This is a genomic window from Atlanticothrix silvestris CENA357 (assembly GCF_016056295.1).
In the GTDB taxonomy this organism is placed as follows: domain Bacteria; phylum Cyanobacteriota; class Cyanobacteriia; order Cyanobacteriales; family Nostocaceae; genus Atlanticothrix; species Atlanticothrix silvestris.
In genome coordinates this window covers 22,366-36,803 of record NZ_JAECZB010000085.1, presented here as the reverse complement: position 1 = coordinate 36,803, position 14,438 = coordinate 22,366, and the positions used below count along the sequence as shown (strand labels likewise).

The 14,438-nt window shown below is 39.1% G+C and carries 12 protein-coding genes; 5 read left to right on the top strand and 7 right to left on the bottom strand.

All coding sequences use genetic code 11. The features are described 5' to 3' along the window. The coding region (locus I8751_RS21730; RefSeq protein WP_214441172.1) for a Uma2 family endonuclease at window positions 1-324 on the top strand (324 nt) is incomplete at its 5' end. A gap of 76 nt (window positions 325-400) precedes the next feature. Here the strand turns inward: I8751_RS21730 and I8751_RS21725 are convergent. From I8751_RS21725 to I8751_RS21700, 6 genes are all read right to left on the bottom strand, one after another. Further along, window positions 401-811, bottom strand: a complete 411-nt coding sequence (locus I8751_RS21725; RefSeq protein ID WP_214441171.1) for a hypothetical protein — start codon at window positions 809-811, stop codon at window positions 401-403. A gap of 302 nt (window positions 812-1,113) precedes the next feature. After that, complete coding sequence (locus tag I8751_RS21720; protein ID WP_318780355.1) at window positions 1,114-2,127, bottom strand: phosphate ABC transporter substrate-binding protein; 1,014 nt, start codon at window positions 2,125-2,127, stop codon at window positions 1,114-1,116. A 50-nt stretch (window positions 2,128-2,177) separates the two neighbouring features. Then, entirely contained in the window at window positions 2,178-2,918 is a 741-nt protein-coding gene (locus I8751_RS21715; RefSeq protein WP_214441170.1) for a peptidylprolyl isomerase, read from the bottom strand. A 32-nt stretch (window positions 2,919-2,950) separates the two neighbouring features. Beyond that, the gene (locus I8751_RS21710) at window positions 2,951-4,333 is read right to left on the bottom strand and encodes an HlyD family efflux transporter periplasmic adaptor subunit (RefSeq protein ID WP_214441169.1); all 1,383 of its coding nucleotides are present in this window, start codon (window positions 4,331-4,333) and stop codon (window positions 2,951-2,953) included. A gap of 22 nt (window positions 4,334-4,355) precedes the next feature. After that, window positions 4,356-7,397, bottom strand: coding sequence for a peptidase domain-containing ABC transporter (locus tag I8751_RS21705; protein WP_214441168.1), 3,042 nt, complete (start codon window positions 7,395-7,397; stop codon window positions 4,356-4,358). Window positions 7,398-7,423: 26 nt separating this feature from the next. After that, window positions 7,424-8,023 (bottom strand): helix-turn-helix domain-containing protein, encoded by a 600-nt coding sequence (locus I8751_RS21700; RefSeq protein ID WP_214441176.1) that lies wholly within the window; start codon window positions 8,021-8,023, stop codon window positions 7,424-7,426. A gap of 416 nt (window positions 8,024-8,439) precedes the next feature. Here I8751_RS21700 and I8751_RS21695 point away from each other — a divergent pair, with 416 nt between their 5' ends. From I8751_RS21695 to I8751_RS21680, 4 genes are all read left to right on the top strand, one after another. Beyond that, the gene (locus I8751_RS21695) at window positions 8,440-8,706 is read left to right on the top strand and encodes a hypothetical protein (protein ID WP_214441167.1); all 267 of its coding nucleotides are present in this window, start codon (window positions 8,440-8,442) and stop codon (window positions 8,704-8,706) included. 167 nt (window positions 8,707-8,873) lie between these two features. After that, window positions 8,874-9,083, top strand: coding sequence for a hypothetical protein (locus I8751_RS21690; RefSeq protein WP_214441166.1), 210 nt, complete (start codon window positions 8,874-8,876; stop codon window positions 9,081-9,083). 377 nt (window positions 9,084-9,460) lie between these two features. After that, a complete protein-coding gene (locus tag I8751_RS21685; protein ID WP_214441165.1) occupies window positions 9,461-9,670 on the top strand; it encodes a hypothetical protein in 210 nt (69 codons plus the stop codon). A 171-nt stretch (window positions 9,671-9,841) separates the two neighbouring features. Continuing rightward, window positions 9,842-11,647, top strand: a complete 1,806-nt coding sequence (locus I8751_RS21680) for a S8 family serine peptidase (protein WP_214441164.1) — start codon at window positions 9,842-9,844, stop codon at window positions 11,645-11,647. 77 nt (window positions 11,648-11,724) lie between these two features. On the opposite strand, the gene I8751_RS21675 is transcribed toward I8751_RS21680, so the two are convergent. Then, the gene (locus I8751_RS21675) at window positions 11,725-14,436 is read right to left on the bottom strand and encodes a CHAT domain-containing protein (RefSeq protein ID WP_214441163.1); all 2,712 of its coding nucleotides are present in this window, start codon (window positions 14,434-14,436) and stop codon (window positions 11,725-11,727) included. Window positions 14,437-14,438 lie beyond the last annotated feature (2 nt).

Sequence of the window (14,438 nt, the reverse complement as noted above, 5' to 3'; positions counted from 1 at the left end):
ACACAAGAGTTGTTCGAGGCGATCGCCGGCAGACGCGCAACCATCACCCCAGATATGCCTTCCCCAGCAATGGTCGTTGAGGTTGTGTCCCCAGGAAAGGTGAATGAGGATAGAGACTACCGCTACAAGCGTTCTGAATATGCAGCACGGGGTATCCCTGAATACTGGATTATTGATGCTTACAAAGCCCGAATAACCCTGCTAATTCTTGTAGATGGACTATATGAAGAATCTGTGTTTCAGGGGACAGAGCCAATCAAATCAGTGATTTTTCCTGTGCTGGATTTGACCGCTACCCAAGTATTAACGGCTGGACAGGTCTAAGTGCAACATTGCAAATGTGCATTAATGCAAAAATGCAGTAATATATTTTTCTTTTCTAGGTGTTTTAGCCTGGTGATTACTGTGTAACAGGTGTACCGTTTAAAGTCATCATAGGATCGCGATCGCAAAGACTAATATCAGCTTTCCAACGGGAGGGAAATTTAGGATCAATGAAAGTGACTTTAAATCTGCCCCAATGATAAGTAGGTTTACCATCTGCCCCTTCTCTATAGGTATCGCAACGTACCGATGAAGACTTTTGTACCCAATAGCCGTTGTATGAACCTCGGTTATTAACCACTCCAGCCAAACCATCAATAAAGATTACTCCATCGCGACCATAGCGCCACACAGCAGTTTTATTGCGATCTTCTTGATAAACCACTTTATATTCTTCCGTTTTCCAAACCTCATCTGCTAGAGCTTTTTGAGGCGCAGCAGTGCAAATCAATAGGGCTAAGGTCAAGAAAACATGGTTGTTTTTCATAAAATTGACTTTTATCAATTTAAAATTTGGTATAAATTATGAGGTCAATTTTCTCACAATTTTACACGCTTATTGCGAAAATCAAAAGTTTTTGCGGTTAAAACGCACATGTTGCTGCGAGATTAGAGTGTGAAGTCGGTATATTTTATTCAGATTATCGCTTGAGTATAGAACTGATAGCAGAAAATTGATTAGAAAGTTTAAATTTGCTTAAGCGTAGCTACTGCCGTAAATATATTGAGACTGCTAACATAGGACTCCTATTTGAGTTTTGAACAAACACCGTTACTTATCTAACATCATTAATCTTGCATGTTTGGACTTGAATAAGAAAGATCATACAGAGGAACTAAACCCACATGATTGACTATGTGTTGACCTTCATCACTCAACAGCATATTGGCATAGGCTACACCTGCCTTTTCATCTAATTTGCCATCTCGCTTAATGACTACAAACAGTCGTCTGGTAATTGGGTAAATATTTTTGGCAAACACAGCTTTATTGACTTCCTTTGCGTTACAAGGAGAAACTAAATCCTGATTTATGTTCTTGCCAGTGGGAAGAGACTTGATGAGACTTTGATTGCAGACTTCTGAAGCAGTAGCGTAACCTATTCCTCCTAAAGTGTTAGCTACTTTTCTAATTCCATTTGTAGTATCTCTGACATAGGGTTGTGCCGAAGCCGCAAAAGCTGTTCCTTCTAAAACTGTTTCTTGAAAAAATTCAGGAGTACCTTCATCGTGTGGATCACGGCTTATAGGAGTAATAGCAAGGTTGGGGCCACCTACTTGTTTCCAATTAGTAATTTTGCCAGTAAAAATGTCCCTAATTTGGGTTACTGTCACACCAGGGATATCAAGTTTAGGATTGACGTAAATAGCAATACCATCAATAGCAACTGGTATTTGTTCCAACTGAAAATTTCGCTCCTTTGCTGTCTTGTATTCCTCTTGTTTGACAGGTCTGGAAGATTGAGAAAAACTTAATTGACCATCTATCAACATTTTGATACCAATGCCAGAGCCAGGCATGTTTCCTAATGGTGGTTCGGTATAAACTAACTCATATCCTGGGTGGTATTTATGAATTTGTTCTATTATTTCTGGATTTCTTAAGGGTGCAAAGCTGGTAGAACCTCCGTATCTAAATATTCCTCTAGGAACCTCACTTACTTGAGCTAGCAGATTTTTCTCTGTAGCTTCAGGTTTTAATTGAGCCTGCCAAAATAAATAACTACCAGTAATAGTGGTTAGAGCCACGGTACTGCTTATTCCTGCGGCGATCACTTGAAGTAAAAATTTACTAACGCCCACGACAACCTCTGCTACTAATTTCTTTATGTTTCTTAGTTCATTAATTAAATTTAATTAACATCCTCTAATTCAAATTGAATTTGCTCAAATTGCTGTTTTAGCCATTCTGAGAAGAGATGAGAAATAATTTTAAAATGTAAATTTTCATCTAATTGGGGTGGAATAATCTCTTCAACATTAATTAAATGTACTCCTTTAGATGTAACAATTGGTTTAAGAAGCTGGGGTGGAGCTGCTGCAAACACAGATGTTGATACTTCTGGTTTTAAATTTATACGATTCATTATTCCCTTATATCCTCCACATCGGCGTATTTCATCATTTTGGATATATTGATGTGCAATTTCAAAAAAACTAATTTCACCTTCTTGAATTGCATAAAATAATTCCATTGCCAAATCCAAATCATCGAAAACAACCTCATACATGACAACTTGGGTATAATCCAATTGATTTTCAACAAAGAATTTTTCAACTTTGTTAACAAATAAATGTTCTGCTAACTTTGAGGAAAGAACATTGTAATAAACTAACTCTTCAAAATCATCTAAAGAAAGATTGTGTTTCTGTAGCCAAAACCAAGTATTTTCAGCGTTTTCAAGCTTATTGATCATCCGCAAGCTATCTGCTGCTGCTTGAAGTTCCTCTGTTTCAACTTTTATACCTGCCCCTTGTGCTGTGCCTCTAATAATTTTGCGACTGATAATGCCATCAACAATAGCAGGAATTTGGTAAGAAAGTTTGATTTCGTGAATGATGTCATTTTGAGAGATAAACAAAACTTCTGACATAAACCGACTCCTGATTAATACAACTAAAAAGATTAAAGCTCTAAGCCACCTTCTTGCAATTTTTTAAATGGATCTAATACGAAGTCAACAATACGACGCTCTCGAATAATTACCTCAGCAGTCGCTGTTTGACCTGGGGTTAATAAAATCCGTTTATTTCTAGTTTCAATATAAGTTTTTGGTAATTCAATTTCTAGTTCAAAATTTTCAACTTTGCCTTGGGCAGTTTCGACAACTTTAGAATCTGGCGAAATCCAGCGGAGTTTGCCTTCTATTACTCCATAATCTTGAAAAGGATAAGCATCAAATTTTAGTTTTACAGGCATTCCTACACGTAAAAAACCACTTTCTTGACTGGGCATTTCGGCTCTAAATATTAAAGGTACTCCCTGAGGTGCAATTTGTGTAAGCATTTGTCCCGGTTGTACAACTGCTCCAGCATTATTTATAGATAACTGAAAGATTGTGCCATCAATGGGAGTGCGAAGAGTTTGCTGTTGTAGTTGAAATTGCAAAGACTGTATTTGTTTTTTAGTTTGATCAATTTGTGAGAGTAAATCAACAACTTGAGATTGAAGTTCTTGAATTTGTTTTTGTCCATCTAAAAGTGCAAGTTCACCTGTACGGCTGATACGTTGATTAGTACTTTGTTGTTTAGTAATTTCAGTAGTAGCTTGTTGAATATCTGATTGAGCTTGTTCTAGAAGTCTTTGACGTTCAAACATAGCGGCTTCTACTTCTTCTAATTTACTTTTAGAAATAGCGCCTTTTTGCCAAAGATATCGATAACGTTTTATTTCATTATTAGCTAATTCCAAGCGACCTTTTTCTAGCATATATAATTGTCTGCTGGAATTAAGCCGTTGCTGAATTTGGTCAAGTTGAGCAAGTTGTTCAGACTCTTGAGCTTGATTTTGTAATTTTTGAGTACGCAAAGACATTGTGAGTTGGTTTTTTAGTAACTGAAGCTGATTTATTTGATTTTGTTGACCTTCAAGCTTGGACTGAGCTTGTTGTAGTTCAGTGCGAGTTAAATCTGATTCCAACTCCAGCAAAATTTGTCCAGCTTTGACAATCTGTCCTTCTTTAACATTGATGCCTATAACTTTTCCCGTAACAGGCGCATCTAATCTCAAAGTTTTGCCTTGAGGTTCAAGTCGTCCTCTAGCACTACCTGTTTCATCTACTTTAGATAGCATTGCCCAAGGTAAAATGATCACAGCAAATATTAATAACCAATACAGCAATCCGCGTGTCCAAACTCGTGGTAACGTATCAATTATTTCTTTAGTTAAAGATGACCAATCTTCATTGATAGATGTAAAAGATTTTGCCTGGGGTTTTAAATCCAGTTGATTATTATGGTAGTGACCATTCTGGCTAAATTGTTCTTGTGGAATAAATTCGTTTGTCATGGTTATTTCTCTAATTATTAATTTAAATTGCTACAGTCAGTTGTTGTTGATTGAGGTAAAAATAATGGCCGCGTTTAGCCATTAATTCCTCGTGAGTGCCACTTTCAACTAACAAGCCTTTATCGAGTACCAAAATTTTGTCAGCATTGCGTACTGTTGATAGACGATGTGCAATTACTACTGTTGTTCTATCTTGGAGAATTGTGTTGAGGTTAGTCTGGATGATGCGTTCAGATTCAGCATCAAGGCTACTGGTAGCTTCATCTAAAATCAGTAGTCGAGGATTTCCCACAAGGGCGCGAGCGATCGCTAATCGTTGTCTTTGTCCACCCGATAGTGTTCCTCCTCCCTCACCGATCAGGGTTTCGTAGCCCATCGGTAATTCTTTAATAAATTGATGTGCGCCAGCTTGTTCAGCGGCTTTTATGACTTCTTCTAAAGAGGCTTCAGGATGACCTAAACTAATATTTTCCCGAATTGTACTGCCAAACAGAAAGGTATCTTGGTCAACAACACCAATTTGCTGGCGGAGCGATCGCAGCGACAAACTGGTGATATCATAGCCATCAATCAAAATCTTCCCTTCTGTGGGCGGATACAGCCCTAATATCAGCTTAGATATCGTTGTCTTTCCCGAACCACTGCGCCCGACAAGTGCGATCGTCTGTCCCGGTTGGACTTCAAAACTGATGTTTTCTAAGGTGTTTATATCGCTTTCTGAATGATAGCGGAAAGTAACTTTATCAAAGCGAATGTAACCACGAATTGCTGGTAAATATTGATGAGACTGATGTTGTAAATCTTCTTCTGGTTCAGCATCAATCACGTCATTAATTCGTTCAACAGCAATTAGTACTTCTTGCAACTCATTCCACAGTAAAATCAGCCTTTGGAAGGGATTAATCACATTACCTAGCAACATATTAAAAGCAATCAGTTGCCCAATGGTGAGTTCATTTTGAATCACTTGCCATGCCCCAAACCACAGTAATGCTGCCGTGACTACAGCTTCAATCCCAGAGCTAAATATTTGCAGTGTGTTGCCAATTATTTGCCCGGAAAAATTCTTTTTCACTGACTTCCCAAAAAGTTCTTCCCATTGCCAGCGTACTGTTTGCTCAACTGCCATCGATTTAATTGTGCGGATACCAGTGAGAGATTGAATTAAATACCCAGTTTCCTCGTTATGTGCGCCAAAAATCTCGCGGGAAACACGTTGTAAAAAAGGTGTAGCAATCAGCGCCAATAATACGAATGGCGGCACAATTACTAAGGTCATTAATGCCATCTTCCAGCTATACCAAAACATCAATCCTACATAGACGAATACTGTTAGTAAATCGAGAAATATAGATAATGCTTCGCCAGTTAAAAAACGTTGAATTTTGCGGTTTTCCTGCACACGAGAAATAATATCGCCAACGTAGCGAGACTCAAAATATTTCAAAGGTAAGCGGAAAGTATGGGTAATAAAACCGACAATCAAGGCTAAATCTACTCGGTTAGCTGTATGGTCTAAAAGGTATTGTCGTAGTCCAGTGATGGCAACTCGAAAAAGGCTAAAAATGATTAAGCCTATACCTACAGCCGTTAATGTCAGTTCACTGCGTTGCACAACTACTCGGTCTAACAATAATTGTGTAAATAAGGGTGTGATTAGACCAAAAATTTGAATTAGGATGGAAGCAATGAAAACTTCCAATAAAACCAGCCAGTGAGGTTTAGTTAACTCAAAAAACTGCCAGAAAGGAGTGCTAGATTCTTTTGTTTCTCTGAGTAAGGCTGTGGGTTGAAGTAATAAAGCATAGCCAGTCCAACCTTTTTTAAATTCCGTATGAGTGAGGGTGCGCTGACCAATAGCAGGATCTCCCACAATAACGCGATCGCCTGTGATTTCGTAGACGACAATATAATGTTTGCCTTCCCAATGCACGATAGCAGGTAAGCTTTGCTGGGCAAGTTTATCAAGGCTGGCTTTTACAGGTCGAGTTGAAAAGCCGATGCTTTCTGCTGCTGCCGCTAAACCTCGCAGCGATGAACCATTACGATCAACGTTGGCAATGTCCCGTAGTCGATTGACGCTAAAATGTTTACCCCAGTAGCGACCAAGCATGACTAAGCAAGCCGCACCGCAGTCAGACGCACTTTGTTGCTCAAAGAAAGGATAGCTTCGAGTGATGCGTTGCCATAAATGACCGATTTTTACAGTTGGGCTAGGGAAGTAGGCTTGATTAATTTTTTTCTTGAATTGGTTTTCTGGCTCAACAGTAAATTGGGGAAATATAACAGGCTCAGATGCTGCAACTGAATGGTTGTTAGCTGATGGGGTAGCATCGAGTTCAGCCAGTTGTGGTAAATATTGTAATGCAGTTTCCCAATGCGAACGGCTGAGGCTGTAGAGTTGTGTTGGTTGAGTTACCTGCCAACCACGCTCTTTAGGTAACTGAGATAAAGTGTAAATATTACCCGCAGTGAGTTTGAGTCTTGATGTATGCAGTAGTTCGCCGCGACGCAATATCCAGAGTTGCTGGTCTTTGAGTAAAGAAGATGGAAGTTTGTTAATTTGAAGATTATGCTGCTCTAGAAGAGGTTGTATTTGCATTACGCCTTCGTAAGTAGCATTATTCAGCGCTGCATTCTGGCGACATAACAGCAGTAAATCCCAAAGTAATGCTTGATGGTGAAGATGCTGCCCAATAGAAGGATATTTGCGGATAAGCGATCGCAAATAATTTCCTGGAATATAACCAACTTTGAGATTTACCGAAGCCCTAGCAGCGTAAGGTTGAAATTGTTCTTCTGGAAATAGCGTTAGTTCACCGAATGATGTTCCTGTACTCAGGGAGGCGATTAAATTATCGGTGCTATCGAGCAATCTGACTTTACCTGCCAGAATTATATAAATGCCAACACTTGCGTCTGCTGTTTGCCAGAACAGTTTACCTGCACCCGGTTGGAGAATTTCAATTTGTTTGATGCAGTCTGAAAATTCCTGTTCTGAAAGAGTCTGACCCAGAGTTTGGGCAAGCTGTTGAGTGGAAAATTCTGTTTTGTTCTGAACCATGATTTGTTGCAAGTTTAACGGCAGAATTAGTTACTGGTTTTAGCGAAATTCAATGACCAGCGAAAATCAGGCTCTGGATTTGGTGACAGGTTGCTAATAGTAATCCGAGAATTTTTTGTATCAGTTTCTTTCTGGGCAGTTTTGCCTGTTTTTCGAGTCGAAAGTCCCATTTCCTTGAGCAAGCGGTTAATGTGGCAAGCACTAACTTTAATTCCCATCTCTTTTGTCAGATGCTTACTTAACCATTGTCCTGTCCAGCGTTCAAATGAATAGCCATACTCACGCGGACTATGGCTTGCCAGTTCTTGTAAACGAGCCAGATATTGCTCATTCACAGCTTTGGGACGACCCATCGGGCGATCGCTCCAGTGGTGAGCTTGACCTGTTTGGGCGATCGTCATCCAGTGCCGTGCTGTCTCCTGAGAGCATCCTAACGCTTCGCAAATTTGAGTTTGAGATTGGCCTGCATCTGCAAGCAGCATAATTTCAATACGACGGCGGTATTCTGGACGTAAATCTGTTTCTAGACTCTTGAGCAAAAGCTTACGCTGAAAAGTTGTTAAGTATAGACCTTGCTTGTCCACAGCAATTCCTCCTGGTATAACTTGCAATGCCCAGATAGAAATTAATCTGGATATTTCCTGAGAACCTCTGTTACTTCTCTGAATCAAAACTCCGGGTATTCCACATCTCGTTACAAAGCTTTACAAGAATCGCGTGAAAGATTAGAAATATGGCTTTTTACGCTTTGGTGTTGTCACAAGGTAAAAGCAGCACAATCTAAGACTACAGATATAACCTTAGTTTAAAATTACATGATTCCAATTATTGATAACGTGTCACTGCACTTGAAATTAGCAGATTAGATTCCCATGTTTGCTTAAAATGGAAGTTTTAAAGATGAAAACATAATTCTTTGAGTTATGCATAAACAATGAGATTTTAACCCTTGAAATAAACCATTTAATCTCAGAATATGGAAATGTGATTAAGCACGACGCAGCTAATCATATTTTCAATAGCTCAATCTCAAAGGAAAATAATGGCTAACATTAATATTTCTGATCTAAATTCTCAAAGTTCCATCAGCGATTTAACTAATGATGATGTAAACAATATCAGTGGAGGTGCTGCTTTATTTGGTATTGGGGCTGTTACTGGTGGAGGAGCTGCGGCTGTAACTGGCGCATCCTTGGGGGGATCGGTTGGAGCTGGTCTTATAACTGGACTTGGCACTGTTGCAGGAGCGGCATTATTAGCTAGTAATCCCATAGGTTGGGGAGTTGGTTCTTTGTCTAATCCAAGATAATAGCTAGCTAATAAAAACTAACTTTACTGACATCAACAGTTTTAAATGTCAGTAGAGTTAGTCTGTCCGCAAATGACTTGCACTCACTATTAAGTCAAAGACTTAAAAATTGTACAAACTAACTTTAGAACCTCAACCAAACAATTCTATTAAGAAGAAAGAAAACAATGACACAGATCAAAGTACTAAATTTAGATAATGCTTGCTCACTATCTGAATTAAGCTCCGAGGACATAAATATTGTTAGAGGAGGATACATAGCTGTATTTACAGCTACTAGAAATGCCGGGTTTGCTTATGCTGCATACGCATATACTTTGATGACAACAGGTGATAAACAGTTAGCTAGGGCGGCTTCTTTATCTACTACAGATTAAAGACCAAATAAAATCTGAGTGTTAGTATCATAACTGTGCTGTTTAGTGCCTTTCAGATAGGTATTAGATGATATAAAATTCCTGAGCTGAACTTGATTTAGTTTCGGTGGATTAATCAATCCGTGTAAATAGATTTTGTTAATTAGTCAATAAATAGAGACTTTACCTGCATTTACTAATGATGCAGGTAGAGTTTTTTGTTTGTAACTGACAATGCAGAAAACGATGCTTTACTTTAGAAACAAAACACTCTTATTTATGCATAAAAAAGAAGTTTTTAATTCTTGAAATTGTTTATAAAAAATCATATCTTTGAGTTGAGGTTAATAAGTAAAAGTTAATCTCAACAAACAACTCTATTAAGGACAAAGAAAACAATGGCACACATTAAAGTACTAGATTTAGATAATGCTTGCTCGCTATCTGAATTAAGCTGCGAGGACATCAATATTGTTAGAGGAGGATACGCAGCTACATTGTATGCTACTAAAAATCCTATTGCTGCTCGTGTTGCATACGATATTACTTTGATTAGAACAGGTAGTAGAGTGTTAGCTTGGGCGGCTTCTTTATCTACTTCAGATTAGAGACCAAATAAAATCTGAGTTCTAGGAGCATAACTGTGTTGTTTAGTACCTTTCAGATAAGCATTAAATAATACGAAATCCTCTGAAAATAAACTTGCTTTGCTTTCAGAGGATTTAATCAATTCATACGAAATAAAGCATCTCGATTGTTGTCATTGAATATCCAGATTTATGGTAGGCAAAGTAACAACTCAAGGCGATCAGATCCTCAAAGCGGACATTGCACGTCAGCTTTTTGGTCTTGACGGTAAAGGAATTAAAGTTGGCATCATCTCGGATAGTTTTAATTCGCTTTCTGGATTAAGTGAAAATGTTAAAAGTGGAGATTTGCCTGGAAAAGCGAATCCATTTGGATATCAGCAACCTGTGACTATCCTCGCAGATACTGATGAGCCACTATTAGATGAAGGTAGGGCATTAGGTCAGATAGTTCACGATATAGCACCAGGGGCAGAGCTATTTTTTCATACCTTCGTTGAAGAGAACCAAGACGGCCTCTTTGCAGATGAAGAAACTTTTGCCAAAGCAGTTTCTACCCTTGTTGCTGCCGGGGTCGATATAATCGTTGAAGACGCTATAGTTCCTGCTTCTCTTCTGCAAGACGGTAAAGCAGCTAAGGCTATCGAAGCAGCTATTGATCAAGGTGTAGTAGTTGTCTCTTCGGCTGGGAATAATGGCGGAATTTCATACGAAAGCGTATTTCGTCCAGGCGCTGAGTTTGAGCTTGAAGGTTTTCAATTTCAAGCCCACGATTTTGATTCCACCGATGGTGTAGATTTCTTTCAAAACATCAATCTCCCAGAGGGTAATACAATAATCAGCCCTCTTTTGGGATGGGACGATCCGATTGGGGAAATCAAAACAGAATATGTTCAGTTTTTAGTGAATACGCCTGAATTGCCGAACCTAGATAATATTGTTGGAATCTCAGGGGTGATTAGCGAGTCTGCTGTAGATGTGCCTCTTCAAGGACTTAGGTATGCCCCTGAAAATGGTGAACAACTTTACTTTGTAGTTGCGAAGGTTGGTGATGACATATCTGAAAAACCAACGTTTATTAAATGGGTTAGTAACGCTAATGGGGCAGACCGCACAATTGACTATGAGTACATAGACGAAGATGCCAATAATAGATCAGTTTACGGACACAGTAATGCACCCAGATCCATTACCGTTGGTGCCACGAATATCGAAAACCCTACGGAAATCAGGGATTATTCAAGCCAGGGCGGGTCTCCTATTTTGCTGGATTCTGGCGGCAATAGGTTGGCCAATCCCATCCTGAGAAATAAACCAGAAATCTATGCCCCAGACGGCGTTGCAACCAATTTCCCAATTGATTCTTCGTTTGCTGAATTTTTTGGTACTTCAGCATCTGCTCCTCACATAGCAGGTATAGTAGCTCTAATGTTAGATCGAGCCGATGGAAATCTTACTCCTGAAGAGATTCGTACTAAAGTCCAAAATACTGCGCTTTCTATAAAAGAAGGTTCAGGACTTGTACAGGCAGATCGAGCTGTTATAGAGTCATTCGTTTCAGAAAAGATAGGGTCTGACTGTACCGATTTTATCAATGGGACAGATTCTGCTGACAATCTTTATGGAAATAAAGGCGCTGATATTCTAATTGGACGGGGAGGGCAAGATTATTTAGTAGGAGGAGAGGGGAAAGACATTTTATTAGGAGGTAAGGGCAATGATGTCCTCGATGGCGGTAAAGGCAACGATATCCTTATTGGTGAAAAAGGAGCCGATCGCTTTGTGTTGCGATCGCTTTACGGACAAGATAAAATACTTGACTATCATCCTGGAGAGGACTTTTTCATCTTAGAGGATCTAACATTTGAGAAACTCACAATTACGCAAGGCAGTTTTAGCACTTCAATTCAGGTGACAAATACACAAGAAAAACTAGCAGAACTTATTGGAATACAAGCTAGCACCATTGGGGTGGAAAACTTTATAGCGTTGGCATAGCAAGAAAAGGTTGGCTTTGGAGGTTGGACTCTACGCGAAGAAATTGATGTGGCGATCGCAGTTATTCAGTAAGATAATTACAACCAATTGCCCACAAGAACATAAGGTGCCCAAAAATATGGGCGATTTTCTTTAGCTAAAATTGCCAGTTGGGCGCGTTGCAAAGCTTGGGCTTTAGTTACCCCAGCATCCAACTGCCGATATAATTCACCCATAAACTCGCTAGTAGATTCATCATCTATTGTCCACAAAGTTGCTAGCGTACTGCGTGCGCCCGCCCGTACCGCCACACCAGCTAATCCTAAAGCAGCTCGTTTGTCTCCTGTAGCAGTTTTACAGGCACTAAGGACGAGTAATTCAATTGTTTCTGGTCGGCTTTCCCCCCTAGTTCGTAGTAAATTATCTAATTCTCTAACCTTCAGTAGGTTATCCCACGTGAGAATATAGGTTTGTTCGACATCTGAACTAAATTGCCCGTGAGTTGCTAGATGCACCACTGAAAACGGAGTAGATTGAATTTGCTTTTCCAAATTAATTTCAGTGAGATCCTGATTTAAAAGTTTTTTACTTGTTTTAACTTCAGACTGGACTTGTTTTAATTCCTGGGTCACATTTGAGAGTTCAGAAAAGGATTGACCTTCAATGAAGCGTTCTTGCTCAATTCCGGCAACTAAAACATTTAGTCGGATGTTTTGTAAAGGTTTCGGATCGATAAGTTGCAAACCAGGGGCCAAAGAAATAGCATACTTTTCTATTAAATACTTCTGCTGTTGTTTGTCGTAGAGAATCGCCATTGGAATATTACGCAAAGCACCATCTAGCACAAACACTAAAGTATTTATATTTTTGTTTGCTAAATTTGCCTCAATGGGTTTAATTAACCAATCATATAACTGTTGTGAGTATTGCTTAACATCAGGCTCTCGACTAGCAACGGGTAAATCTTTCTGTAGTTGTTCTACAGTGTTTTCTAAGATATTTTTAGATATTTTAGTAGTATTACGATAAATTGTATCTTGCCCTGGCAATCTAGTAATGATTTCTAGTCGTTTATCTAAAATAATTGGATAGATAACAACCGTGGATTTTTCCTTTTCAACTAATTTATCGAGGTCAACTCTTGGTAGCAAACAAGGCGAACGAAAAAAGTTATCTAATTCTGCTAACTGAAGAGATTCAATTACCTGGCGGGCTTGCAGAAGATTGTCTGACTTTTGATTTGTATTTTCCTCCAATTGCAACAATAAATCAACGTACTGTCGATATACTGGTTCTATGCTCTCGCGGAAAGAAAATTGTACGTCAGGATTAATTGCAACTAAATCGTTACGAAGGGATTTAAGGGCATTATAAGCTCGATTATAAGCTGCTGTTGCTGCTGGGATATGAGATTGCTTTTGAAGTATCCGTCCCATCTGCCAATGCCATTGATAAGCAATGTCTTGAGCATTAATAGACTCAGCTTTCACCAAGGCTTGCTGCGTAAGTCCTTTGGCATCAGATAACTGTCCGCTTTGTTCGTAAAGTTGGCCAAGAGTACCAAGTGCATAAGATTCGCTTCGTTCATCTTTTAAATTCTTAGCCACTTCTACAGCTTGGGCTAGCATTTTAGCAACATCTTTTGGCTGAACTTCGTTCTGGATGATTTTGCTCAGACTTTGGGCAAAGTTAATCCGGTAGTTAACAGCCGTCCGACTTGGAGGCAAATTGTTTATCTGAGATTGAATTTGGGATAATAATGCTTTTGCTGTGCTAAATTCTTTTTGTTCTACTAATAGTCTTAATAGATTTAGTTGAGCCTGGAGGCGCACAGTAGGTGTTGCGGATGCAATTTGCACCGCCTGTTGATAGTATTGAATTGCTGTTTTAGTGTAATTATCGGCGCTGTTTGAGTTACCTAAACTAACTTGAGCGTATGTTTGAGCGCGGGCTGTGTTACCTAAACTCAGTAAAGCATTACTTTGAGCGATCGCATCTCCCACTCGCTTAGCCACAGAAGAACTTTCTTCTAAAATTTTGTGTGAATCGTTTAAATAACCCAAACTTCGCAGCACATTCCCTAAGCTGTGCAATCCTGTGGCTTTAAGAGAAGAATCTGGTTGTTTTTGGAGAATTCTTTGTACCGAGATTAATGTTTTATGTGCTTGCAGATAATTTCCCAAAGCTTGCATTGCTTGAGCTTGATTAATCCGATTGCGAATTAATGCCAATGTATCATTTAATTGTTGATAAATTTTAGCTGCTTCTTGCCAAGTACTCAAGGCAGCTTCAGTTTGCCCCTGTGCTAATTCTAGACCTCCTTTAACATCTAAAGCTTGGGCAAAGATTTGCGATTGCTGTTGGGAAGAATCGGAATTTTTGAGAGTTTGTAATAGTTTAATACTTTGTGCAATCGCTTCAATTGCCTCTTGCCATTGTCCTAGTTGTTGGTAGACTAAAGAAAGATTGCTCAAAGTTATAGCTTCGTTCAACACATCATTATTAGCTTTAAATTCATTAGCTGCTTTTTTTAAAAGTTGTACCGCCTCCATCAACTGTCCCGCTTCGTAAAGTGCTTGACTTTTTTGCACTAGGCTATAAGTCTCAGTTTGGTTGGCAGTAGACGTTGTTGCTAAAACAGGAAACGATAGGGTTGTAGATTTTGGGCTATCCGTAACGACGGTCACATCAGAAGGGTTTGAGGTTGCAAACGCCGCCGTTAAATAATTAGATGACTCAAAAAAATGCGGTAAAGATATGCACAGTAATACAGTCAACAATGCTATTAAAAAATGCTTTAAAAGTTTCATGT